Source organism: Nocardia yamanashiensis, assembly GCF_021183565.1.
Classification (GTDB): domain Bacteria; phylum Actinomycetota; class Actinomycetes; order Mycobacteriales; family Mycobacteriaceae; genus Nocardia; species Nocardia yamanashiensis.
On record NZ_CP089226.1, the window covers coordinates 4167177 to 4192038 of the forward strand.

Below are 24862 nucleotides of genomic sequence, written 5' to 3' on the forward strand. Positions count from 1 at the left end.
GCCTCAGCCCTCCACCTGCGCGTAGAGCGGAATTCCGGTGTGGAAGAAGCGGATCAGGCGGCCGATGCGGACGCAGTGGTCGGCGGCGCGGCCGTACTGGTGCGCCAGCATGGCGATATCGATGGCCATGGCCGAGCCGTGCGTCCAGTCCGGCGCGGACGCGGTTTCCAGGATCTGGGCGCGCAGGCGGTCGAGGTTCTCGTCGGGCGGGACCAGCACCCGATCCCGGGGCGGGTTCTGGGCGGCGATCACGCGCACCACGGTGGCCACCAGATCGGCGGCGGCGATCGAGATCTCGGACAGTTGCGCGACCATCGGCGGCGGGGCCACGGCATGGGGGTAGCTGTGCACCACGGTGTCGGCGACCCGGCTCAGCGCGCCGCTCACCGCCAGCAGGTCGTCGGCGATCTGCATGGCGGTCACCACGTGGCGCAGATCGCGGGCCACGGGCGCTTCCAGGGCGAGCAGGATGACCGAACGGTCCTCGCACTTGGCGTGCTCGACCTGGACCTGCTCCTCGAGGGCGAAGACCTCGTAGGCGGCGGTCAGATCACTGCCCGCCAGGGCCGCGGTGGCCCGCTCCGCCGACTCGTGCGTCAGCCGAGCCATATGTGCCAGCTCATCGGTCAATGCCATGAGCTCGATGGAGAATTTCGTCCGCACTCGCATAGTCTGTCCGCCCGCCCGCACAAGTGCACAATATCGTGGCAAAACCGTTCGCCCCGAATGGCTCTCGGTAGTTTCGCCACCAAAGTACCTACCGGTCTGAACTAGACGTATCAACCGGGTGGCGGACTCACCGGTGCGTCGTGCCCGGAATTCGCTGCGTAGTGGCCGACACTGGGTCGGTGGCCGACCCTGCGGATCCGCCGGAACCGGCGGGCGAGTCGCTCGACACCGGCGCCGCCGATCCGGGCGGTCGCATGCCGAGCTGGCTGCCGCGCGCCATGGTGCTCGCGCTGGCGCTGCTCGGCGTCTTCGAACTGGCCAACTGGGCCGCCGGCCGCCTGGTCACCATCGCCGTCATGATGACCGTGGCCTTCTTCGTCGCGCTGGCAATGGAACCCGCCGTCGACGCGCTCGCCGCCCGCGGGCTGCCGCGCGGTGTGGGCACCGCGCTCATCTTCGTGGTGGTGATCGCCTGCGTGGCCGGCTTCACCATCGCGCTGGGCGTGTTGCTGGTCGAGACCATGGGCAATGTGGTGAACGAGCTGCCCCGGCTGCTCGATTCCAGCGTGGACTGGGTGAACCACACCTTCAACCAGCATTTCACCCTGAATCAATTGCGCGACAGGCTGTTCAAGGATTCCGATGTGATCAGCGCGTACGCCGAGCGCGCGGCGAACAACGTGTGGGGCGTGTCCAGCACGGTGCTGGGCGGACTGGCGCAGGTCATCACCATCGCGCTGTTCAGCATCTACATCACGGCCGACGGCCCGAAGCTGCGCCGCTCGGTCTGCTCGCTGCTGCCGCCCGCGAAACAGGGTGCGGTGCTGCACGCCTGGGATCTGGCGATCGAGAAGACCGGCGGCTACCTGTATTCCCGGGCGCTGCTCGCCGTCATCTCCGCGGTCACGCACGGGGCTTTCCTGTGGCTGCTCGGGTTGCCGAACTCGCTGGCGCTGGGCATCTGGTTCGGCGTCATCGCCTCGTTCGTGCCCACCATCGGCACCTATATCGCCGGTGTGCTGCCGATCCTGGTGGCGCTCACCATTCGTCCGCTCGACGCCGTCTGGATCCTCATCTTCGTGGTCGTCTACCAGTGGCTCCAGGACTACGTCCTGCAACCGCGCATCACCGCCCGCACGGTGGACGTGAATCCGGCCGTCGCGCTGCTGTCGGTGCTGATCGGCGGCGCGCTGCTGGGCGCGGTCGGCGCGCTGCTCGCCATCCCGGCGACCGCGACCTTGCAGGCGTTCCTCAGCGAATACGTCAAACGCTATGAGGTGAAAGAGGATCCGCGCATCGAGCGCACGAAACGTTAGGCGGGCGCGGGTTCCTTGATCGCGGCCCTGGCGCGGGCGGTGCCGAGGATCGAGCCGAGGATCACCAGCGGGAAGCCGATCGCCATGCCGGCGGTGAACGGTTCGCCCAGCAGGCTGACGCCGATCACGAGCGCTACGGCGGGGTTGATGTAGGTGATGACGGTGGCGCGGGCGGGGCCCACTTCACCGATGAGCGCGAAGAAGACGACGAACGCCAGCGCGGTGCAGAGCAGGCCCAGGCCGACCACCGACCAGGTGGCATCGGCCGGATAGTGCTCGGGGCGCCGCCAGATCGCGAAGGGCAGGTAGATGACGGCGGCGAGCAGCAGGGAGGCGGTGACGACGCCGGTCGGCGGGAGCCCGGTCAGTTTGCGGTCGATGATGATCGGGCCGACGGCGTAACCGATCACGCTGACCGCGATGGCCAGCAGCGCGCCCAGATCGGACACGTCGATATCCAGGCCGACCAGCGCCGCCACGCCCGTGATGCCGATGACGAGACCGAGGATACGGCGGCGGTCCAGGCGATCGTGACCCAGCCGGGTGACCATGACGACCGCGATCAGCGGGACCGCCGCGATGAGCAGGCCGACGGTGGAACTGGACAGCGACTTCTCGGCTTTGCCGATGAGTAGCCAGGGACCGGTGATCTCGACCAGCGTGTAGGCCAGCACCCACTTCCAGTACTTCAGGACCGGGTAGAAGACCCTGGTGTAGAGGGCGATGGGGAGCAGGACCAGCGCGCCCAGGAAGGTGCGGCCGAACGCCACCACCACCGGGTCGAAATCGGTCACCGCGATGCGGATCATGGCGTAGGGGACGCCCCAGATCACCCCCATGCTGAGGAACAGCACCCAACCGCGCCTACTCATCGCCCGCACCGCCATTGCCACGCATCCCGCACTCCTTCCGAATCACCGGAGCGTATGACACGCCGCCGACAGCCATGACACTCCGCCGGACGGCGACTATTCCGGCCGAAACGTCCGGTAGGCGCCGCCCTGCGAAGTACTGATGGGCACTACGACGCGTTCCGACGCCCGACTGTTCCCGCCTGATGAGGAGAAGAGGTTGCGTTCATTGCGGATTCGAGGCGGGGTGCTGGCGGCGCTGAGCCTGATGCTGGGGGCCACCGCACCGGCGGCGGCCGAACCGCTCGCCGGTTCGCCGGGCGCCTGGCCGGTCTCGGCGTCCTCGACCATCGCGCCCGTGCTGGACTGCGTGCCCGCGGCGGCGCGGCCCGAACCGGTCATCCTGCTGGCCGGGTTCGGCGCGGTCGGGGATATCAGCGCCACCATCGACCGGCAGATGTCGCTGATCACGGGCGGCGTCCGGGCCGAGGGCGGCTGCGCGTATCCATTCGCGTACGGCATTGTCGGGCCGATGCACGCGGCGGCGCCGATCGCCGAATCCGCCGTTCAGGTAGCGGGTTTCGTCGACGAGGTGCTGTCGCGGACCGGTGCGGGGCGGGTGGATATCGTGGCCCATTCGTCCGGCGCGCTGGTCGCCGACTACTACCTGAAATTCCTCGGCGGCGCACCGCACGTCCGCCGCGTCGCGCAATTGGCCCCGGTGACGCACGGAACCACCGCGACCACTCTCACCGCCGGGCTGACGCTTCCCGAATATCCCAGCACACCAGCGGATTTCGTGGAATCGACCGGACTCGCCGGAACGCTCGCCGCCACCGTCCCCGCCGTCCGCGGCGCCCTCGACTGCCTCGCGGGTGCCGCGGTGATCACCCAGATACTCGACGGCGGCGTGACCGTCCCCGGAGTCGAATACTCGGTCCTGGCAACACGCTTCGACCAGGTACTCACCCCACCCGGCACCGCGTCCTTCATCGCCGAACCCGGTGTCCGGAACGACTTCTACGAGGACCTGCACCCCGAGGCCGCACCCGCCTCGCACGCGGCCCTGCCCATGCAGCCGGGCGCGGCGGCCTGGGTGCTGGACCGGCTCTACGGCGAGCAGGTCTCCTAGTCGAACCACTCCTCCTCGCCGGCGTCGATCAGCTCCGATAGCAGTTCGCGGTCCGAGAACGCCTGGCGGAGCAGGGTTCCCAGTTGTCGCAGGGCCGCCGCGTCGTCGCCGTAGGCCACGAAGGTGCCCGCCTCCGGGTCGAAACCCATGCGTCCGCGCAGTTCCGGGGCGCGCAGGCGGACGATCACCTCGGCCACGCCGGTCCAGGAGTAACCGCCGCCCTCGTAGCCGTGCACGGCGAAGACGTCCTCGAGTTCGACCATGTGATTGTCGCTGAGCATCAGGCAGTAGTGGCCGGGCTTGTGGTCGTACTCGAAGAAGACGAGCGGGGCGTAGGTTTCGCGATCTGTCATGCGGCGCACTCTACGAACCCGGTCCGACAGCCGCCCACCGCGCCGCTCAGTCCCGGCGGGCATTGCGCGCGGTACCGCGATGCGCCGCCACCGTCGCCGGATCCTCCGGCCACGCGTGCTTCGGGTAGCGGCCGCGCAGATCCGCGCGCACCTGCGGCCAGCCGTTGACCCAGAACGACGGCAGGTCCGCGGTCACCGCGACGGGTCGCTGCGCGGGCGAAAGCAGATGCAGCAGCAGTCCGGCGCGGCCGTCCGCCAGGCGCGGCGGCTCCCGCCAGCCGAAGATCTCCTGCACCTTGACGGCCAGGATCGGCGGGTCGGCGGAATAGTCCACTCGAATATGGCTGCCGGAGGGCACTTCCAGGCGCTCCGGGGCGAGTTCGTCGAAACGCGCCGCCTCCGGCCAGGGGAGCAGACGCCGCAGGGCTTGGCCGGCATCGATGCGTTCCAGATCGGAACGCCTTCTGGCAGTGGATAATTCGATCCCGAGCCAGCTGTCCGCCGCTGCGATCAACGCGGCGTCGTCCACGGCGGGCCACGGCGCGCCGAGCGTCCGATGCAGGAAATCCAGTCGCTGCCGCAGCGCGACGGCGTCGGCATCCCAGCGCAGCAGGCCCAGCCCCTCGCCGGCGAACCCCTTCCGGAGAGCGGCTTCCACCGCCCCGCGATCCGGATCGCGTAATGGCTTCTCCGACAACACGATCGCGCCCAGCCGTTCCACGCGCCGGGCGACTACGTCACCGCCGAGCCAATCGACCTCGTCGGCGGTGCCGAGCAGATTCGGCGCGACCGCCCGCGCCAAATCCTCATCGGCAATGGCGGCCAGCCGAATCCGCCCTTCCGACTGCCCCGGATCGCGCGAGGCGACCGCCACGGCCACCCATTCGGAATCGCCCAAACCGGAACCCGGCGGCAGCGTCACCGCCGTACCGCCCACCATGAGATAGCTCGCCGAACCCGCCCCGCGCCGCCGTGCGATCCGCTCCGGCTGCGCCAGCGCTACCACATAGGCCACGTCCCCGCGCCGTGCGTCAGCACGACTTCGCGAGGCTCCCTCGTCGCCTTCCACAGCACCGCTGCGCTCCCCACGAGCCGAAAGAGCGGCGGCTTCAGACGATCCCGGGTTCGCTGCCGCACCGCGGGCCCGCCCGACACGTTCAGCAACAGCGTCTGTGGTCTGGCGGCGCTTCCCATGAGCTGAAATAGCAACGGCCCCTATCGACCCCGAGTTCGCTCCCGCACCGGGGGCGGTCCTCGGTACAGACCCGCCGCTTTCGGCAGCGCCATCGGCGAGCAGCCGGAGGAGGCGGTCCACCTCGCGGTGCCAGCGACCCGGCGGTTGATTGCGCAGGGCTCGGATCGCGGCGGGCAGGTCGGCGGTTGTGGCGGCGGCGTCATCGTCGAGGAGAGCCACTACTTCGGCGGCGGTGCGCGCGCCCACTGCCGTCGCGCCATCGAGGAGGGCTCGGGCCAAGCGGGGGTGCAGGCCCAGGGCGGACATGCGTTTGCCGCGATTGGTGGCGGCACCTTCGATATCGGTCGCGCCCAATGCGAGGAGGGCGGCTCGGCCGACCGCGAGGCCGCCGGGCGGAGGCGGGTCCCACCAGGAGAGCGCGGAGCCGTCGGGGGTGCCCCAGCAGGCGAGTTCGAGGGCCAGGCGGGTGAGGTCGGCGGTGCGGATCTCGGGTTCGGGGTAGGGCGGGAGGGTGGCGTGCTCGTATTCGGGCCAGCAGCGCCAGACTCGGCCGGGAGCCTCACGGCCCGCGCGGCCGGCGCGCTGGGCGGCGACGGCGGCCGAAACACGGACGGTGGCCAGGCCGGACAGGCCGCGGCGGTGGTCGATGCGCGGGACGCGGGCCAGACCGGAGTCGACGACGGCGCGGACGCCGGGGACGGTGAGGCTGGATTCGGCTACCGCCGTGGACAATACGATGCGGCGGCGGGCGCCGGGGCGCAGGGCGGTGTCCTGGGCCGCGCTCGCCAGGCGGCCGTGCAGCGGGAGGACGTCCACGTCGTCGAGATCGGAGAGCAGGGCGGCCGTGCGGCGGATCTCGCCCGCGCCGGGGAGGAAGACCAGGACGTCACCGTCGGTGTCCGCCAAGGCGATTCGGGTGGCGCGGGCGACCTGGGCTTCGGTGCGTTCGCGGGGCAGGGCGGGCAGGTACGCGATGTCGACGGGGTGGGTGACGCCGTGCACCTCGAGTACCGGGGCGGGGCCGTCGTCCCCGAGCAGGGCTGAAAGGCGTTCCGCCGCAACGGTTGCCGAGGTGGCGAGCAGGCGCAGGTCCGGGCGCAGGCCGGCGCGCGCATCCAGCAGGAGGGACAGCAGCAGGTCGGCGTCGAGGTGCCGTTCGTGGCATTCGTCGAGGATCACCACATCGGTGCCGGACAGTTCCGGGTCGTTCTGCAAGCGCCGCACCAGCAGGCCCGAGGTCACCACTTCGATGCGGGTGCTCACGCCGACCCGCCGATCGCCGCGCACCGCGTATCCGACCGTCTTGCCGACCGGCTCACCCAGTAGCGCCGCCATGCGGGCCGCCGCGGCGCGCGCGGCCAGCCGCCGGGGTTCGGCCACCACGACGCGGCCGCCGGTGCCCGCCGCCAGGGCCAGCGGGACCAAGGTCGTCTTGCCGGTGCCGGGCGGTGCGACCAGGACGGCGGCGCCGGTGCGGGCCAGGGTCTCGGTGATCTCGCCGAGGGCCGGGCGGACGGGGAGATCGGGCAGGTCGGGGAGTTCCATTGCCGACCAGTCTGCCGTTGCCCGGGATCGGCGGACCGCTCACCCCTGCCGGGTTCAGACCAGGGTGATGGTCCCGGCGGCGGCGCCCAGGGTCGCGATCAGGGCGGGGCGGGCGCCCGCGCCGACGGTGAGGTTCGCGCCGACGGCCCGCAGGCGATCGGTGGCCCCGGCGGGTTCGGGGTGGATCGCCGCCAGGGATCGCAGTTCCACCTCGGGCAGTTCGGCCGACGGGTGTGCGGTCGCGCCCCAGTCGATGAGGAACGGGACGATCTGGGTGGGCTCGCTGAAATCGGGGAAGGTCAATCGCCACTCCAGGATTCGGCCGTCCGGGGTGGCCCGGGACAGATCCGAAGCCGGGCCCGGATCGAATCCGGCGGACCGCGCGGACTCGACGGCGGCATCGATATCGGTGACCCGCACCGCCCAGCCCGCCAGCCGGGCTTCGGTCAAGCTGTCGATGGCGAACGGCCGCGGCTGCTCCGGTTCGGGCTGTTCCGGATCCGGGCCGATGATCTCCAGGTACCCGCCGTTGCCGAGCCCGAGCAGATGATTGCGCGTCCCGCGCCCGGGATGCCGCCCGCCCGCAACCGGTTTCACGCCCAGCGCCCGGGCGACGAGGTCGACGGTGGCGGCCAGATCGGGGGTGGCCAGGACGAGATGGTCGAGTTCGCTCACCCCACCGAAGCTAAGCCGCCCCGCCGGTCTTCAGTAGCGTTCCACTCACCGTGATCCCGAGGAAAGGACATGCACCGTGCGGGTACTCGTCACCGGCGCCGCCGGCTACCTCGGCCGCGCGGTCGTCAGCGCGCTCGCGACCGCGGGCCATCAACCGGTCGCCATGGTGCGAACCCCGGGTGAACCGATCCCCGGCGCCGCCGAGACCCGCACCGCCGACCTCCTCTCCCCCGCCACCCTCGCGTCGGCGCTCGAGGACATCGACGCCGTCTGCCACCTGGCCGGACTCACCCGCGCCCGCGAATCCCTCACCGACCCTCTCCCCTACTTCCGCGTCAACACCGCGGGCGCCATCACCCTGCTGGAAGCCATGCGAGCGGCGGACATTCGGCGCCTGGTGCTGGCCTCCACCTGCGCCATCTACGGCACCCCCGCCCGCCAGCCGATGACCGAACGCACCCCCGACGCACCCCCGCACCCCTACGCCACCAGCAAACTCGCCGCCGAACAAGCCATCACGGCCCAAGCCCACACCGGCGCCCTCACCGCCACCATCCTGCGCCTCCCGAACCTGGCCGGCGGCAACGACACCGACCCCACCCGCCTCATCCCCCGCACCCTCACCGCCGCCGCCACCGGCACCCCCCTCGACATCAACGGCGACGGCACCGCCCTACGCGACTACCTCCACCTCACCGACGCCGCCGCCGCTTTCCCCGCCGCCCTGGCCCACCCCACACCCCCCGTCGCCCGCTACAACCTCGGCACCGGCCAAGGCACCAGCATCCTCGACGTGATCGCCGCCGCCGAACGCGTAACCGGCCACCCCATCCCCACCCGCCACCGCCCCGCCGCCCCCGAACCCCCCGCCCTCATCGTCGACCCCACCCTGGCCACCACCGAACTCTCCTGGACCCCAAACCATTCCGCCCTGGACGCCATCCTCGCCGACACCTGGTCCCACCACCCCTCGAACCCGCTCCGCTAGCTCCACCAGCGGTTCGCCTCGAAAGCGGTATGGTTTGGGAGGTTTTGGTACGAGGGGCCGAATGGTGCGTGTGGGTGAGGTTTTCGCGGGGTTTCTGATCGAGCGCAAGCTCGGCGGAGGCGGCATGGGGGAGGTCTATCTCGCCCGGCATCCACGCTTGCCCCGGCGGATCGCCGTGAAGGTGCTGGCGCGGGAACTCGCGGCGGACCAGCAGACCCGGGCGCGGTTCGAGCGGGAAGCCGAACTGGTGGCCCGGCTGGACCATCCGAATATCGTGACGGTGCACGATCGGGGCGTCGAGGACGAGCGGCTGTGGATCGCCATGCAGTACGTCGACGGCGGCGACGCCTCGGCGTTCGGTCCGGTGACGCTGCCGGTGGGCGATGCGGTGCGGATCATCCGCGAGACGGCCAAGGCGCTGGACTACGCGCATTCGATGGGCGTCATCCATCGTGATGTGAAGCCGGCCAATATTCTGCTGACCCAGGCCGTGCCGGGTCACGAGCGGCGAATCCTGCTCACCGACTTCGGGATCGGGCGGCTGCGCGACGATACGCAGCAGTTGACGCGGACCGGGACGCTGGCCGCGACGCTCGCTTACGCCTCGCCCGAACAGCTTTCCGGGGATCCGATCGATCACAGGTCGGATCAGTATTCCCTGGCCTGCACGTTCTTCCGGTTGCTCAGCGGGGCGACGCCGTTCCACGCCGAGTCGGCGGCCGCGGTGATCGCCGGGCATCTGAGCCATCCAGCGCCGCGGGTCACCGATCGGCGGCCCGAGCTGCCGACCGGCTTGAACGAAGTGTTCGCACGCGGGCTGGCCAAGCGCCCCGAGGACCGGTTCGAGTCCTGCCGCGCGTTCGCCGACGCTGCGGCACAGGCCTTGTCGGCGACGGCCGACACCATGGTCATGTCGCTGCCCCTGGTGAACGAGCCCACCGCGCTCGCTGAACCCGAGCCGCCGGCCGTTGCGGGTGCGTCCCGGACCTCGAAGCGCGGCCGCTGGGTCGCCGCCGGTGTGGGCTCCCTGGTGGTGGCGATCGCGGCCGCCGCCGGAATCGTCTGGGCGGTGGACGATTCCAGCCGGAAGGGCGTGGACCTGGGCATCACCCCGAGCAAATCCCATGCCGCGGTCTATTCCGGCTTCGTGCCCCTGAGCCCCATCGATCTGGCGGGAAAGCCTGTCGCGGCGCCGATCTCGGTACCTAACCCCGCCAACGACGGCCGGTTGCCCTGCCCGCCGACCTCGATCGCCGCCGCGCTACCGCTCTCCGGCAAGGACGCCGACCTGGGTCGGACCGTTCTCGGCGGTATCCAGCTGGCCGTCTCCCAGTTCGTTCGGGGTGGTGACAACGCCTGCTCGGTCACGGTCCGCGAGTTCGACACCGCCGCCGACCAGACCACGGCGGCCCAGGTCGCCGAACGCATCGCCGCCGACGACTCGATAGTCGCCGTGATCGGCCCGGCGCTGTCCGGTGAGGTGATCGCCGCCGGTCGCACGTTCGACGATGCGGGCCTGCCGTTCCTCACCCCGGTGGCGACGAATCCGGTGCTGGCGCAATCCGGCTGGACCAATTTCTTCCGCGGCCTCGCCAACGACAACGCCCAAGGCCCCGCCGTGGCCAGATACCTGGTGGACACCGCCGCATTCAGCCGCGTCTGCGTGGTCCGCGACAACGGCGGCGGCTTCGGCGGCAATCTCGCCGACGCGGTCACCGAGGAACTCGGCTCCGCCGCCGCCTGTACCGCCCGCATCGACCCGACCGGCGATCTCGACCAGGTCGTGCGAGCGGTCGCCGCCGCGACCCCCGACGCCGTCTACTACTCCGGCTACGCGGCCACCGCCGCCAAGCTCCTCACCAAGCTCCGGAATGCCGGGATCACCGCCACCTTCGTCCTGGGCGACGGCGGCTTCGATCCCCTCTTCCGCACCGACGCCGGCCCCGCCGCCACCGGCACCCTGGTGGCCTGCCCCTGCGGCCCCGGCACCGAACGCCTGCTCACCGACTACCGCACCGCCACCGGCCGCCCCGCCTCCCCGCACGCCGTCGAAGCCTACGACCTGACCGCAATCCTGTTGCGCGCCATAGTCTCCGGTCACACCGACCGTGCCGCCATCCGCACCTACCTCCACGCCTACAAGGCCGACGGCATCGCCCACTCCTACGCCTGGTCCCCCACCGGCGAACTCACCGACCCCCGCGTCTGGCTGTACCGCGTGTCCTGACCTACCCGTCGCGCCATCCGGACGAGGCCGCGCAACGAATATTTCGAATGTCGATGGGCAGGATTTCGCGACGGCGACTACTGGGTGCCGCTGCGGCGGCGGGGGCGGTCGCCGGTGGTGCGGGGTTGGCGGGTTGTGGGTCGGCGGCCAGTGAGTACAGCGTGCGGAGTGGGGGTGGGGGGAGTAGTGAGGCGCTGGCGCGGCAGTTGCTGGGGGTTGACGGGAATGGTGAGGATTTCACGCTGGCTTATCTGAAGGTGCTGATCGATACGGGTCTGCCTGTGGCGGAGCGGCGGAAGAAGATCGTTGTGGTGGGGGCGGGGGCGGCGGGGTTGAGTGCCGCGAGGCTGCTGGCGGCGGCCGGGCATCAGGTGACGGTGCTGGAGGCCAATGGGAATCGCACGGGCGGGCGGGTGAAGACCTTGCGGGGTGTGTTCAGCGATCCCGCGCTCTATGCCGAGGCCGGGGCCATGCGATTGTCGAGTGCGCATCCACTGGCGCTGGCGCTGGCGGACCGGCTCGGGCTGCGGCGGCGGCCCTTCTACGGATCGGATGTACTCCCGGACACGCCCACGCCGCCGACTCCGCCGGTGTACTACCGCTCGTTCACCGGCGAGGAGTGGACGAACGGGCCGAAGACCGATTACGTGCCGCCGCCGAGCGCCGGGCGCACCTTGATCGCGGTCAACGGGGCGAGCGTCACCCGAGCCGCGTACGCCGCGAATCCCGCTGCGGTGCACGCCGGTTTCGGGTGTGTGTCGGCGACAGCGGGCAGTGCCGAGCTGGATGCGGCGCTGCGGCAGGTCGTAGCGGCCGGACCGCCCATCGAACGGCAGGTCGAGAGCTGGGCCGCACTGTTGGACAGGTACGAAAACCATTGTCTGCGGCGCTATCTCATGGAAGCGGGCTGGAGCGGGGCCCAGCTGGCGGCGGTGGGGACGCTGGAGAACGTGACGGCCCGGCTGAGGCACAGTGTGATCTTCCCGCTGGTGGATCACAGTCTGGTTCCGTCGGGTGCCTCGTCGTGGGAGCTGGTGGGCGGGATGGCGTCGCTGACGGATGCGCTGGCTCGGCAGCTCGGGGCGTCTGTTCTGATGGGTAAGCGGATGACTCGGCTGGAGCAGACCGAGCATGGTGTGAAGGTTTGGACCACAGCGGAATCCGGGAACGAGAGCAGTGATGGCGGGCCGGTGGGGCCGGTTGAGTCGTTCGAGGCGGATTACGCGATCGTGGCGATACCGTTGACGGCGGCGCGGTTTTGCACGTTCGAGCCGCCGCTGTCGTATGACAAGCGGCGGGCGGTGATCGAGATGCATCATGATGCCGCGACGAAAGTGCTGCTGGAGTTCAAGACTCGGTTCTGGGAGCAGGGGGCGGCGGGGTTCCGGGGTGGGCGATGCATCAGTGATTCGCCGAATCGGTGCACTTATTTCCCTTCGCATACCGAGAACTCGGAGGGTGGGGTGGTGCTGGCCTCCTACACCTTCGCCGATGAGGCGATGCGGTGGGATTCGCTGACCGACGGCGAGCGGATTCACTTCGCGCTCAACGGGATGCGGGAGTTGTTCGGGGCCCGGGTGGATGCGGAGTTCACGGGGGTGGGGATCACGCAGAGCTGGTTGCGGGCGCGGTATGCGCTCGGTGAGGCGGCGATTCCCGCTCCGGGGCAGTTGCACGAACATCACCTCGCCACTCGGTCGGTGGAGGGGCGGGTGCATTTCGCGGGCGATCACACCAGTTTGAATACGGCGTGGATCGAAGGCGCGCTCGAAAGCGGGGTGCGGGCCGCGATCGAGGTGCATCGACGGTGAGTGTTCATGCACAGCCGAGCGTGGGCAATGACCGCTTGCGCCGCTCTTATCTGCAAAGATGCAGAAATGAGCTTGTCCTCCGGCACTCCGCGACCCAACCCGGACGATCTGCTGGTACTGCTGGCGGTCGGCCGGACCGGACGGTACGTGTCGGCGGCGGATGAACTCGGCCTCAACCACACCACCATTTCGCGGCGGATCGCGGCATTGGAGCGGGCCCTCGGCGGGCGGGTGCTGACGCGCGGGGCGGGCGGCTGGGAACTGACGGAACTGGGGCGGACAGCTCTGGGGGCGGCCGAGTCCATCGAATCGGCGGTCAAATCGCTCACCGGAACGGATGGCGAGCACACCCTCGAAGGCGTCGTAAGACTTTCCGCCACAGACGGTTTCAGCGCATATCTGGCCGCCCCCGCGGCCGCCGCGGTACTGCGCCGCCACCCCAGGATGGCCGTCGAGATCGTGGCGACCACGCGCCGGGCTTCCCTGCAACGTTCCGGACTGGACGTCGAAATCGTGGTCGGCCGCCCGCAGGTCCGGCGCGCGGAGGCGATTCCACTGGGCGACTACATCCTCGGCCTCTACGGCGCGCGCGGCTACCTCGAGGAACGCGGCACACCGGCCGCTATCGGCGACCTCGCCCGGCACCCGCTCGTCTACTTCATCGACTCCATGCTCCAGGTGGACGACCTCGACCTGGCCCCCGGATTCGCGCCCAACATGCGCGAATCCGTCTCTTCCACCAACGTTTTCGTCCACGTGGAAGCCACCCGCGCCGGGGCCGGACTCGGACTGCTCCCGGCCTTCATGGCCGACCGCCACCCCGACCTGATCCGTGTGCTCCGCGACGAGGTCGCCGTGAAGCTCACCTACTGGCTGGTGGCCCGCTCCGAAACCCTGCGCCGCCCCGAGGTGGCCGCGGTGGTCGAAGCCTTGAAGGACCAGGTCCGGCTGGCGGGCAGCGCACTGCTCGGCGGCGGAGTGCGCGGCTGAGGGGTGCGCGTTTCGGGCATAGTTCTGAGCCGATCACACATTGGAACGCTCATCCGGCCGCTATACCGTCGATCCCGAAGCAACCACTTGTGAATCGGAGGCAACCCGGTGGCTATTCAGATCGGCGTCTTTCTGCCCACGTCCGGCCCGCATATCGCGGGGTCCGGTGCCGGGGAGCTGCGCGCGAGCGCGCGTACGGCGGAGTCGGCGGGCCTCGAATCCGTATGGGCCAGTGACCATCTCATCGCGTCGCAGCCCATGCTGGACAGCACGGTCGCCCTCGCCACCGCCGCGGCGGTGACCGACCGGCTCCGGATCGGCTACGGGGCGATGCTGCTGGCACTGCGCCCGGCCGCGTGGGCCGCGAAGGAAATCGCCACCCTGCAACAGCTTTCGGACGATCGGCTGCTGCTCGGCGTCGGCACCGGCAACCCCGCGCACGGTGATATCGGCTGGCGCGCGGCGGGAGTGCCGTTCGCCGAACGCGGCGCGCGCACCGATCACACGCTGGCGGTGTTGCCGGATCTGATCGCGGGGAAACCCACGCGGCTGGCCGACGAGCTCGAGGTCGCACTGTCGCCGGGCGCGTCGATGCCGCCGATCCTGATCGCGGGCAACAGCGCCCGGGCCCGCCGCCGGGCCGCCGCCTACGGCGACGCCTGGATGCCGATCAACCCGGGCCTCGACCAGCTGCCCGGCCTGCTGAACGAACTGCGTGAGCTCGCGGCGCGCCACGAACGCCCGGCGCCCGCCGTCACCGTCGTCGCACCGGCCCTTTCCACGGACCCGCGCTCGGCCGCGGCCGAATTGACCGCGTACGAGGCCGCCGGCGTCGATCGGGTCATCCTCGCGCCGACCGGACCGGATTGGCGGCGTGACTATGCCTTCGCCGGTGCGGTCCGCGCCGCGCAGTAGCGACCGCGAAGCCGCCCGCCGCGGCGCCACTTCTCTTTCCGCAGAACGGATTCCGACATGCGCTCTTCCCGTGCCATCACCAGGCTGCTGCGTGCGCTCGCAGCGGCGGTACTGCTCATGCTGCCCGCGATCGTGACGACGGCGGGTGCCACTCCCGCGCCGCCCGGCTGGTCGGCGGCCTGGACCACCGCGCTGTATCGAGCGGACCGCTTCGTCGGCCCGAACTGGGCGGAGCAAGGATTCACGAATCAGACACTGCGCCAAGTTGTTCGAGTGACGCAGGGCGGAGCCGCCGCCCGGATCGTGCTGTCGAATCGCTTCGGCACCACGCCGCTGCGGATCGGCGGCGCGAACGTGGCACGCGGACTGACCGACGCCGGGATCGTTCCGGAAACCCTGCGCACCTTGACATTCGGCAATGCCGTCGCCACGGAGATCCCGCCGGGAGCCGAACTCGCGACCGACCCCGTACTGCTGCCGCTCGCCCCGTTCGACGAGTTGAGCATCACCCTCTACCTCACCGACGCGACGGGGCCGGTCACCCAGCATTCCCAGGCCTTCGAGACCGCCTATCGCGCCGACGGAGACCAGCGCGCCGACACCGGCGGCGCGCCCTTCACCGAGACCACGGCGGCTTGGTACTACCTGTCCCGCGTCGAAGTGGCCGATATCCTGCCGCGCACCGCCGGGATCGTCGCATTCGGCGACTCCATCACCGACGGCGTCGGCTCGACCGTCGACGCCGGCAATCGCTTCCCCGACGAACTCGCCGAACTCCTTGCCGCACAGGGGACTCCGCGCGCCGTCCTCAACCAGGGCATCGGCGGCAACCGGGTGACCGTCGACTCCGGCTGGATGGGCGAGAGCGCCCTGCGCCGCTTCCGGCACGATGTGCTCGACCAGCCCGGCATCGCCACCGTCATCATCCTGGAAGGCATCAATGACATCGGGCTCAGCGTCGGCGCGCCGGAGATCGGCGAACCCGCCGTACCGGTCTCGGCCGAGCAGCTCATCGCCGGATACCGGGAGTTGATCGCGCAGGCCCGGGCCCGGGGTCTGCGGGTGATCGGCGCGACCATGCTCCCCATGGAGGGCTCGCCGTACTATTCGGCCGCCGCCGAAGCCGAACGGGCGGCGGTGAATCAATGGATCCGCGCTTCCGGGGAATACGACGCCGTGATCGATTTCGATGCCGCGCTCGCCGATCCCGCCGCCCCGCGACGCTTGGCCGCGCCCTACGACTCCGGCGATCACCTGCACCCCAGCGATGCCGGTTACACCGCGATGGCCGCCGCGGCCGCCGCCGTCGACCTGGGTTGAGCACGCACTAGGCGGAGAGGTGGACGAACCCGAGGTTGGCCAGCACCACCACGGGGTAGATCAGCGCCGCGTGCCGGTGCCCGAGGCGGTGCAGCGCGATGGCCGCACCGCCGAACACCGCGATCTTGGTGAGCACCGCGAGCACCGGAACGTCGAAGGTCGATTCCGGCGCGGCGAACAGACCCCAGAACAGCATCGCGACCACCGCGGCAGCGATCCCGCACAGCAGTCGCCCCGCCCGGCCGCGACCGCCGCGCGCACCCAGGAAACCGAGCGCGGCGACGGCGACCAGCTCCAGCAGGAACGCGATGAGAAGGTTGGCGCCACGCCAGATTTCCAGGATCATGCCCACTCCGAGATCAGTGCTCTCTATTGCGCCATCACTGTCTCACGAACAATGATCCAAAGCAAGAGCACCGCTCTCAGATGTGCCTGCGGTCAGCGAGTGGGGCGGTCGCCGAGAATCGCGGCACGCTCCATCACGCGGCGCTGCGGGAAGTAGTCGTTGACGGCGTAGTGCTGGGTGGCGCGGTTGTCCCAGAACGCGATCGACCCCGCGGCCCAATGGAATCGGACCTGATACTCGGGAATTCGAGCCTGCTGGAACAGTTCCCGCAGCAGATCCTCACCCTCGGCCGGGTCCAGGCCGACGATGTGGGTGGTGAAGACGGCATTGACGAACAGCGTCTTGCGGCCGGTGCGCGGGTGCGTGCGGACCACCGGGTGCACCACGGGCGGGAATTCGGCTTGGCGGCGGGCGAGTTCGTCGGCATCCAGGAACTGACCGAAGGGCAGGGTGAAGTCGTGCACCGCGTCCAGGTCGTCGATGCGGGCCTTGAGCTCGGGCGACAGATTGTCGTAGGCGGCGGCCATATCGGCGAACATGGTGTCGCCGCCGGCCGCCGGGACCTCCAGCGCACGCAGCACGGAGCCGAGCGCCGGGCGTTCCCGCCAGGTGACATCGGTGTGCCAGGCGTTCTCGACGCCCGGGTTCTGCGCGTCCTTCGAGAAGCGGACGATCTCGGGGACGTCGCCCTGCGGCAGGAACGGGTGCACTTCCAGCTCACCCCACAGGCGCGCGAAGTCGCGATGCTGTGCGCCGGTGAGGTTCTGGTCGCGGAAGAACAGCACCTTCCACTCCAGCAGCGCGCGATCGAGTTCGGCGAACAGTTCCGGGCCGACCGGTTCGCGCAGATCGATGCCGGAGATCTCGGCGCCGATCAGATTCGTGTACGGGGTGAGGGTGAACAGTTCGTACGGCGCGCTGTCGGCGCCGCCGGGCAGCCGGTGCAGGGTGCGCGGGCCGGCGGCCAGGGAACGGCCGATCAGCATCTCGCCGAGCGTGTTGTACGTGGCAGTCATCGTGATCCTTGTTTCGTTGGGTGACTTGCGTTTTCAGGCGGCCATGGGGCGGCGAGCATCGAGGTGGCGGCATCGACGAGTACCTCCAGGCCGAGGTCGGTGAGATGCCCCGGCGGGTCCGGTTCCTGCAAGCGGCGCTCCCGATCCGCCAGTGCGGTGACGACGAGCATCGCGACCAATCGCATTCGCTCGTCGAAGATCTCGGGCGCGAGGCCCTCCAGCTCGCGCCGCAGTCCCGCCACCACCAGCCGGACGCTCTCGGCCTCGGGCCGCCGCATCGTGTTCAGCACCGGATCGAACTGCGGCCGCCACAGGGTCTCGGCGATGAATCGCAGATACCAGCTGGGCTCCCCCGCGCGCTCCGGATCGTGCAGCGTGGCCGCGAGCGGTTCCACCAATGCCCGTACCAGCTCGGACACCCCGGCGTCCCCCAGCTCCCGCAGCCGCCGCAGCCGCTGTGCGTTCACGGTGGTCATCCGCCAGACGTAGATCTCCTCGACCAGCGCCTCCTTGCTCCCGTAGTGGTAGGCCACCGCCGAGGTATTGCGTTGTCCCGCGGCAACTGCGATCTGCCGCAACGACACCGACTCGATCCCGAACTCCGCGAACAACCGCTCCGCCGCCGCCAGGATCCGCGCTTTCGCCGCCATGCCCCCAAGTTAAAGCAACTGCGTTAATCCACGAACCGATTCACTCACCCCGATCTTTATTCGCCGTCGCAACGCGCTCCGCGGCAGGCGCCGGGCACGTAATCGGCGAAAGTGTTGCGGGGGTGCCGTTTCAGTGACTAACTTTGCGTCCACGCTGGCGGGTAGCCAGACCTGCGAGTAGGCGACGATTCGGTGATCAGCAGCAAATTTCTCCATCCGAACCCGGCACGGTGGTCGCGGGTTGTCAGCGTCCGAACCAGAGTGCTTGCCATCGTGCTCATTCCGAGTCTCGCCTTGCTGGCGATCGGGATCGGCGGATCGGCCTATCTGGTGCAGAGCGGGCGGGAGGCCAATCGGTTCGCCGAACTGGCGCGCGGCACCTCGGGGCCGTCGATCAAGATGATCGAGGCGTTCCAGGAGGAGCGGCGACTGTCCCTGTTGTTCCTGGCCGGGGACGATTCGGCGGGGTACGGCTTGCCTGCGGCGCGTAAGCAATCCGATGCGGGGTACGCGGCGGTGGTGGCGCAGGCCAATGCGCTGTCGGAACTTCGGCCCGATCTGAAGGACGGGTTCTTCCGGGTCGGCGTCGGGCAGAAGGTACCCGCGCTGCGGGCCGCCATCGATGCGCGCGCTATTCCGGCGGCGGAGGCGTTCACCGCGTACAGCATGGCGGTCGCCGCCATCATCAACGGCTGGCTGATCTCGGCCGATGTGGCGCCCGAGTCCCATATCGCGGTCGAGCTGTACAAGTCGGTCCATGCGCTGCGGGCCGCCGAATCCATTTCGCGGACCAGCGGTTTGGGCTCCCTGGTGATGCTCAGCGGGCAGCTGTCGCCGGAACTGCTGGTGGAATTGGCCGGATACATCGGCGATGGGCGCGGCGAGGTCGCCTATATCGGGTCGGTGCTGCAGGGGTCGCACCTCGAGCGCTGGAAGGCGATCACCGGCAGCTCGGAATGGCAGCGGCTGCGCGCCATGGAGGACGCGATCCTCGTACGCGGCCCGGTCACGGCCTCCGGAAGCGGCGGCCGCTCCGCCGATTCGCTGCCGTTGACACTGACCGAATGGCAGCAGGTGGCGGGCAAGGTCCGGGGCGATCTGCTGGGGCTGTGGGAAACCCAGAGCGTCGACGCGCATTTCGCGGCGACCGAACAGGGCAACCGGCTCAACCGGAATTCGCTGACCGCCGGGGCGGGCGTGCTCTCGCTCGCGCTGCTGGCCTTCCTCGGTGCGCTGCTGCTGGCCAACAGGTTCATCGCCCGGCTGCGCCGGCTCCGCCGCGACACCCTGGAATTGGCCGATGAGCGGTTGCCGGACACCATCCGGCGGCTCTCGGCCGGTGAGGAACTCGACGAGGACGCCGACCGGCTGGACTTCGGCGCCGACGAAATCGGCCATGTCGCCGATGCTTTCAACCGCGCGCACCGGGCCGCGGTGGCGGCGGCGGTCGCCGAGGCCAAGACCCGGGCGGGTGTGAACGCGGTGTTCGTGAAGATCGCGCACCGGTCCCAGAGCGTGGTGCACCGGCAGCTGGCGCTGCTCGACAAAGCCGAGCGGGAGGAAGCGGATTCGGAGCGGCTGCAGTTGCTCTTCGATCTCGACCATCTGGCGACCCGGGCCCGCCGCAATTCCGAGAACCTCATCGTGCTCGGCGGGGAGCAGCCGGGACGCAAGTGGCGCAATCCGGTTCCGCTGGTCGATGTGGTGCGCGGTGCGGCCGCGGAATCGCTGGACTACCGGAGAATTCACGTCCGCAGGCTGCCGGCGACGCAGATCGTCGGATCCGCCGTCACCGATATCATCCATCTGCTGGCGGAGCTGGCCGACAATGCCACCGCGTTCTCGCCGCCGGAGTCACCCGTGGAGGTGACCGGCGGGACGGTCGGCAAGGGCATCGCAATCGAGATCGCCGATCAGGGTATGGGCATGACCGCCGCGGAGATGGCGGCCCGCAACGCGCTGCTGGCGCAACCGCCGGATTTCAGCGTCGCGACCCTGTCCTCGGATATCCGGCTCGGTTTGTTCGTGGTCGCCAAACTGGCCGCGCGCCACGGTATTACGGTGCGGCTCACGGAATCCGATTACGGCGGCATGAAGGCCATCGTGCTGATTCCGCGCACGCTCACTACCGCCGCTCTGGAGGCGGGTACGGCAGATCCGGTGCGCGAGAACCGAATTACGGCGCAGCCCGAGTACTCATGAGCGATGCACCGGAGTCGTGGTACGACGAGGACGCCGGACCGGTGGTGCGGCTCTACGCGGTGACACGCGGCCGGTCCGAAACCCGGCGCACCGACGTGGACATCCTCACCCGCGTGGTGACGTCGAGGTTCGGCCGGCTGCGCCGCGACGAACCCGAATACGCGGCCATCGTGGAGCTGACTCGGGCTCCGCTCTCGGTCGCGGAGATCGCCGCCCAGCTGCGGCTGCCTATCACCGCGACCAAGATCCTGGTCGGGGATCTCATCGCCGACGGCGTCCTCGATTTCCGCGCACCCGCGGCCGATCAGGGTTCCGCCGACGACCTGGCCGTGCTGCGCGCCGTCCTGAAAGGGATCCGGGCATTGTGACCCGGTTCCGGCCGTCCGACGCCTACCAGGGCGTATCCCAATCCCCTACCGTCCCGGTGGGTTTCAGCGCCGGAACATCCGGCAAGCGGGGAACGCGCCCCACCGGGAGGCCCGCCGCGCGCGCGAGACCCGCGAAGCGGATGGCGTCGAACACCGCCGCACCACCCGGGTCATTGTTGAAGTACACGAAGACGTCCAGTTCCCGATCCCAGGTCTCCTCGATACGGTCCAGCCAGCCGGCCAGCACCGCTTCGTGGTAGCTGGGCGCCGGTTCGCCCGTACCTTCATGGAACCGCAGATAGCCCCAGTCGGCCGTCCGCCACAGCGGCGTCACCGGCCGATCCAGCCGGTCCGCCCAGCACAAAGCCGCATTCTTCGCCTCCAGCACCTCGCGAACCGCAGGGGTCCACCAGCTCTCGTGCCGCGGCTCGACCACGACCCGAAGATCGTCCGGAATCAGCTCCAGCACCGCCCGCAGCCGATCGGGCTCGGCCGGCAGATTCGGCGGCAACTGAATCAGCAGCGGCCCCAGCTTGTCACCGAGTCCCCGCGCCGCCTCCACCGTGCGTTCCAGCGGAATCTCCACATCCGACAGCCGCCGATAATGCGTGATCACCCGACTGGCCTTCACCGCCATCACGAAATCCGCCGGCGTGCGCTCCCGCCACCCTTCGAACGTCGAACGCCGGACCGGCCGATAGAACGCCGCGTTCAACTCCACCGTCCCGAAATGCCGCGCGTAATGCTCCAGCCACCGCCGCTGCCCGACCCCTTCGGGATAGAACACCGCCCGCCAATCCGCATACTGCCAGCCCGAAGTACCGATCGACATCGTCATCCCATGGCGATTCCCCCTCCGCCGCCCCGCAACCTCTCCCGGCGCACCGCGCCGGTGACTCACACGAGGCCGCGCACGTCCCACAACCACACGCCGCCGACCTCCTGGCCGGGGAAGCCCAGCAATTCGTCCATGGTTCGGCGCAGGGTGTCCACACGTCCGGCGGAGGGCGGCAGCACCAGCACATCGGCCTGCCAGTACCGCAGGTCCGCGCGGATCTGATCGCGCATGGTCTCGGTGACGACCGGCGGCGCGTCGAACATGCGGGCCAGGGTGAGCATGATCTCGGTGGGCCGCGCCTCGGCGCCGTAGTGGGACGCCTGGTCCTCGCCGGCCGGGCCGACGAAGTAGCCACCCACCAGCGGGAAGTCGAAGTCGGCGTCGGCCTGCCACCGCAGGGCGACGGAGTCGACCGCACTGGAGGGCGGCACCATCACCACCGAGCCGTCCGAGACGTACTGCCGCACAATGCCATCGGCGAAGAACGCGGGCGGCTGAGTGCGTTCCACCACCGGCAGGATGGTCGGAGCGAGAGGCAGCAGTGCGAACGCCAGCGCGCCGAACCAGGCCACCGGCCGCCACTTGGTAGCGCCGGTGCGCCAGTGGTCGATCGCCCGCTGACTGCCCAGCACCAGCACGATCGCGATGGTCGGAATGGCGGCCATGGCGAAACGTGATTCGACGATCCCGTTCAGCGGCGGCATCCAGCCGAACAGGATCCACGGCATGGGCATCATGGTGAAGCTGCCGGCGAAGGACATCACGATGCCCATCGACAGCGCGATGAACCCCACGGCGACGACCACACAGGCCCGGACGATACGCAGATTGCGCAGGTAGAACGCGGTCCCGATGGCGAGCAGCAACAGCGGCCAGCCGAAGTAGGCATTGTGCTCGGTCGGGTTGATGGCCACATCCGGGCCGAACGAGAACATGCTGCCGAGCGAGTGCGAGGAGAACTGCCACGGCGTCAGGAAGTCGTTGCCCACCCGCCCGTGACCGACGAACCGGTACGACTGGTCGCCACGGAACTGCCACCACAGCGGAATCGCGGTGCAGGCCAGCGTGATCAGCGCCGCGAGCCCTACCGGCTTCGCGATCGCCCGCACGGTACGCCCGATGGCTTTCCGATTGCCCAGGTAGGCCAGGCCGAAGACCGCGAACCCGAAGGAGAAGATCAGCAGCGGCTCTTCGCCCAGCCCGAGCTGCACGGCCACCAGCAGGCCCAGAATGACGGAATCGCGCGGTCGCGGTGGCGCGTCCGGGGCCGCTTCGGCGTGCCGCACCATCTTGATGACCCGCAGCGCGATGAACGGCAGCAGCACCAGCATCACGAAATTCGGGTGGCCGTTGGTGTGGGAGATCATGGCGGGCGCGAACCCACAGAACACACCGCCCACGGCCGCAGCGGTTTTGGAGCTGACCAGCTCGCGCGAGAACACCCAGTACCAGGCGAACGCGGTGCCGGACAAGCCCAGGGTGAGCGCCAGCGCGAAGGTGACGGTGGGCCCGAACAGCAGGGTGACGGGCGTGAACGGGACACCGAAGGAGTACATGAGGGTGTTCGACATCAGGTTCACACCATCGGGGTAGTTCTGCAGCGTCGTGCTGAACGGACTCCCAAGGTGGGTGATCTTGTACGCGGTGATGGAGTAGAACCACTCGTAGAGCGTCTGATCCTGATCACTCTCGATCAGGTAGCCGTCGCGGGGGTGCAGCCACAGCCTGGCGAGTACGAAGATCGCCAGCGCGAGATAGCCGCCGGCGATGACGAGATCGGTGCGCGCCGCACGTACGCGCTGCGCCGACAGCCGGAGCCGAGTGCATTCCGGAGGATCCGCGTCCACGGCATTCTGGTCCGGCCCCTCCCCCGATCGGGCCTTCTCGACCCGATCGGATACCCACCCCAGTGCCACGCGCAAACTCCTCTAGCCTTCACAATCACAAGCAACCGCTCACGGTACGCGAGCGAACCGGAATGCTGTATCGGGCGGCGTATCGGGCGGCGGCCGAATTCGTCTTTGCGATCCGAGGAGTTACGAAAAAAGAGGGTGGTCCTGAATCTTCAGGACCACCCTCGTTTGTAGCGGGGACAGGATTTGAACCTGCGACCTCTGGGTTATGAGCCCAGCGAGCTACCGAGCTGCTCCACCCCGCGTCGGTGAATACAACATTACACACGGAGGGGAGGGGGAACCAAATCGTCTGGTCAGAGCGGGTTTTGCGGTCAGGCGAAGGCGACTTGCCAGTGTTTGATGCCGTTGATCCAGCCGGAGCGGAGGCGTTCGGGTGGGGCGAGCTGGCGCAGGGCCGGCATGGTGTCGGCTATCGCGTTGAAGATGAGGTCGATTTCGAGGCGGGCGAGTTTGGCGCCTATGCAGTAGTGGGTGCCGGTGCCGCCGAAGCCGAGGTGGGGGTTGGGGTTTCGGAGGATGTCGAAGGTGTGGGGGTCGGTGAAGGCGGATTCGTCGAAATTGGCTGAGCTGTAGAACATTCCGAGGCGGTCGCCGGCGGCGATGGGGTGGCCCGCCAGTTCGGTGTCCCGAGTCGCGGTGCGCTGGAAGGCGGTTACCGGGGTCGCCCAGCGGACTATTTCGTCGGGGGCGGTGCGGGGGCGGTCGGTGCGGAACAGTTCCCATTGGGCGGGATGGTCCACGAAAGCCTTCATGCCGTGGGTGATGGCATTGCGGGTGGTTTCGTTGCCTGCGACAGTCAGGAGGATCACGAAGAAGCCGAATTCATCGGAGGCCAGGGCTTCGCCGTCCAGATCGGCGGAGACCAGTTGGCTGACTATGTCGCCGGCGGGGCAGGCGCGGCGTTGTTCGGCCATGTTCCAGGCGTAGCCGAGGATTTCGGCGGAGGCGGTGAGCGGGTCGCCGTATTCGGGGTCGTCGTAGCTGAGCATTTGATTGGACCAGTCGAAGAGGCGGTGGCGATCTTCTTGGGGGACGCCCAGGAGTTCGGCGATCGCCTGCAGCGGAAGTTCACTGGCTATTTGTCGGACGAAATCGCCGCCTCCGGTTTTCCTGGCGTCGTGGACTATTCGCTCGGCGCGTTCGGTGAGGGCGGCGCGGAGACTTTCCACGGCGCGGGGAGTGAAGCCTTTCGAGACGATGCGGCGGGTGCGGGTGTGTTTCGGCGGATCCATGTTGACCAGCGAAGCGCCATTGAGTTCCAGCTGTTCGGGGGTGGTATCGGACGGCATGCGGATGATGGCGCCATTGCGGCTGGAGGAGAAGAGTTCGGGTTGCCGGGATATCTCGCGGATGTCCTCGTGACGGGATACCACCCAGAATCCCTCGTCGCCGAAAGGGGCCGCTTGTTCCGGGGTTTGCGCATTCCACCAGATCGGGGCATTGCGGCGGAGTTCGGCGAATTCCTCGACGGGGGTTCGGGTAGCCCAGAGTTCGGGGTCGGTGAAATCGAATCCGGGTGGTATCAATGAATTCGGCACG

21 protein-coding genes and 1 tRNA gene are annotated in these 24862 nt (G+C 69.2%); 10 read left to right on the forward strand and 12 right to left on the reverse strand.

Translation table 11 applies throughout. The features are described 5' to 3' along the window. Positions 1-3: 3 nt before the first annotated feature. On the reverse strand, positions 4-663 hold the full coding sequence (locus LTV02_RS19835; protein ID WP_233041369.1) for a phosphate signaling complex PhoU family protein: 660 nt from the start codon (positions 661-663) through the stop codon (positions 4-6). Positions 664-848: 185 nt separating this feature from the next. On the opposite strand from LTV02_RS19835, the gene LTV02_RS19840 reads away from it, so the two are divergent. Next, positions 849-1985: an AI-2E family transporter gene (locus tag LTV02_RS19840; RefSeq protein WP_233041370.1), complete on the forward strand. Its 1137-nt coding sequence runs from the start codon at positions 849-851 to the stop codon at positions 1983-1985. On the opposite strand, the gene LTV02_RS19845 is transcribed toward LTV02_RS19840, so the two are convergent. Next, positions 1982-2857, reverse strand: a complete 876-nt coding sequence (locus tag LTV02_RS19845; protein ID WP_233041371.1) for a DMT family transporter — start codon at positions 2855-2857, stop codon at positions 1982-1984. The two genes, LTV02_RS19840 and LTV02_RS19845, sit on opposite strands and share 4 nt — an antisense overlap. 199 nt (positions 2858-3056) lie before the next feature. Between LTV02_RS19845 and LTV02_RS19850 the strand changes: the two genes are divergently transcribed. Beyond that, the gene (locus tag LTV02_RS19850; protein WP_233041372.1) at positions 3057-3968 is read left to right on the forward strand and encodes an esterase/lipase family protein; all 912 of its coding nucleotides are present in this window, start codon (positions 3057-3059) and stop codon (positions 3966-3968) included. On the opposite strand, the gene LTV02_RS19855 is transcribed toward LTV02_RS19850, so the two are convergent. From LTV02_RS19855 to LTV02_RS19865, 3 genes are read right to left on the reverse strand one after another with little or no spacing between them, the layout of a single operon-like run. Continuing rightward, on the reverse strand, positions 3965-4321 hold the full coding sequence (locus LTV02_RS19855; protein WP_233041373.1) for an immunity 51 family protein: 357 nt from the start codon (positions 4319-4321) through the stop codon (positions 3965-3967). The two genes, LTV02_RS19850 and LTV02_RS19855, sit on opposite strands and share 4 nt — an antisense overlap. Positions 4322-4367: 46 nt before the next feature. After that, a complete protein-coding gene (locus LTV02_RS19860; RefSeq protein WP_233041374.1) occupies positions 4368-7061 on the reverse strand; it encodes an ATP-dependent RNA helicase in 2694 nt (897 codons plus the stop codon). 54 nt (positions 7062-7115) lie between these two features. After that, complete coding sequence (locus LTV02_RS19865; RefSeq protein ID WP_233041375.1) at positions 7116-7736, reverse strand: VOC family protein; 621 nt, start codon at positions 7734-7736, stop codon at positions 7116-7118. A 76-nt stretch (positions 7737-7812) separates the two neighbouring features. On the opposite strand from LTV02_RS19865, the gene LTV02_RS19870 reads away from it, so the two are divergent. The 6 genes from LTV02_RS19870 to LTV02_RS19895 all read left to right on the forward strand — a co-directional run bounded on the left by LTV02_RS19870 (position 7813) and on the right by LTV02_RS19895 (position 15987). Beyond that, positions 7813-8724, forward strand: coding sequence for an NAD-dependent epimerase/dehydratase family protein (locus tag LTV02_RS19870; protein ID WP_233041376.1), 912 nt, complete (start codon positions 7813-7815; stop codon positions 8722-8724). A 61-nt stretch (positions 8725-8785) separates the two neighbouring features. Next, complete coding sequence (locus tag LTV02_RS19875; RefSeq protein ID WP_233041377.1) at positions 8786-10951, forward strand: bifunctional serine/threonine-protein kinase/ABC transporter substrate-binding protein; 2166 nt, start codon at positions 8786-8788, stop codon at positions 10949-10951. A 161-nt stretch (positions 10952-11112) separates the two neighbouring features. Then, complete coding sequence (locus LTV02_RS19880) at positions 11113-12762, forward strand: flavin monoamine oxidase family protein (RefSeq protein WP_233041378.1); 1650 nt, start codon at positions 11113-11115, stop codon at positions 12760-12762. Between the two features lie 66 nt (positions 12763-12828). Then, positions 12829-13752 (forward strand): LysR family transcriptional regulator, encoded by a 924-nt coding sequence (locus LTV02_RS19885; RefSeq protein ID WP_233041379.1) that lies wholly within the window; start codon positions 12829-12831, stop codon positions 13750-13752. A 108-nt stretch (positions 13753-13860) separates the two neighbouring features. After that, entirely contained in the window at positions 13861-14667 is an 807-nt protein-coding gene (locus LTV02_RS19890) for an LLM class flavin-dependent oxidoreductase (RefSeq protein WP_233041380.1), read from the forward strand. Between the two features lie 57 nt (positions 14668-14724). Further along, on the forward strand, positions 14725-15987 hold the full coding sequence (locus LTV02_RS19895) for an SGNH/GDSL hydrolase family protein (RefSeq protein WP_233041381.1): 1263 nt from the start codon (positions 14725-14727) through the stop codon (positions 15985-15987). Between the two features lie 7 nt (positions 15988-15994). Here LTV02_RS19895 and LTV02_RS19900 read toward each other — a convergent pair whose 3' ends face one another. The 3 genes from LTV02_RS19900 to LTV02_RS19910 all read right to left on the reverse strand — a co-directional run bounded on the left by LTV02_RS19900 (position 15995) and on the right by LTV02_RS19910 (position 17999). Beyond that, positions 15995-16333: a YrdB family protein gene (locus LTV02_RS19900; RefSeq protein ID WP_233041382.1), complete on the reverse strand. Its 339-nt coding sequence runs from the start codon at positions 16331-16333 to the stop codon at positions 15995-15997. 92 nt (positions 16334-16425) lie between these two features. Further along, positions 16426-17349: a TauD/TfdA dioxygenase family protein gene (locus LTV02_RS19905; RefSeq protein WP_233041383.1), complete on the reverse strand. Its 924-nt coding sequence runs from the start codon at positions 17347-17349 to the stop codon at positions 16426-16428. Continuing rightward, positions 17346-17999, reverse strand: coding sequence for a TetR/AcrR family transcriptional regulator (locus tag LTV02_RS19910; RefSeq protein WP_233041384.1), 654 nt, complete (start codon positions 17997-17999; stop codon positions 17346-17348). Before LTV02_RS19910 ends, LTV02_RS19905 begins: the two co-directional genes overlap by 4 nt. A gap of 273 nt (positions 18000-18272) precedes the next feature. Here LTV02_RS19910 and LTV02_RS19915 point away from each other — a divergent pair, with 273 nt between their 5' ends. Further along, positions 18273-20201 carry a sensor histidine kinase gene (locus tag LTV02_RS19915; RefSeq protein ID WP_233041385.1) on the forward strand — a complete coding sequence of 643 codons (1929 nt, stop codon included), beginning with the start codon at positions 18273-18275 and terminating at the stop codon, positions 20199-20201. Then, positions 20198-20569, forward strand: a complete 372-nt coding sequence (locus LTV02_RS19920) for a DUF742 domain-containing protein (RefSeq protein WP_067716076.1) — start codon at positions 20198-20200, stop codon at positions 20567-20569. Before LTV02_RS19915 ends, LTV02_RS19920 begins: the two co-directional genes overlap by 4 nt. Before the next feature lie 22 nt (positions 20570-20591). Here LTV02_RS19920 and LTV02_RS19925 read toward each other — a convergent pair whose 3' ends face one another. The 4 genes from LTV02_RS19925 to LTV02_RS19940 form a co-directional block, all read right to left on the reverse strand. Next, positions 20592-21401, reverse strand: a complete 810-nt coding sequence (locus tag LTV02_RS19925; protein ID WP_332909590.1) for a DUF72 domain-containing protein — start codon at positions 21399-21401, stop codon at positions 20592-20594. 65 nt (positions 21402-21466) lie between these two features. Further along, positions 21467-23323 carry a glycosyl transferase gene (locus LTV02_RS19930; RefSeq protein ID WP_233041387.1) on the reverse strand — a complete coding sequence of 619 codons (1857 nt, stop codon included), beginning with the start codon at positions 23321-23323 and terminating at the stop codon, positions 21467-21469. Between the two features lie 168 nt (positions 23324-23491). Continuing rightward, positions 23492-23565 (reverse strand) — tRNA-Met (locus tag LTV02_RS19935). Positions 23566-23634: 69 nt separating this feature from the next. Next, on the reverse strand, positions 23635-24861 hold the full coding sequence (locus tag LTV02_RS19940; RefSeq protein WP_233041389.1) for a cytochrome P450: 1227 nt from the start codon (positions 24859-24861) through the stop codon (positions 23635-23637). Position 24862 lies beyond the last annotated feature (1 nt).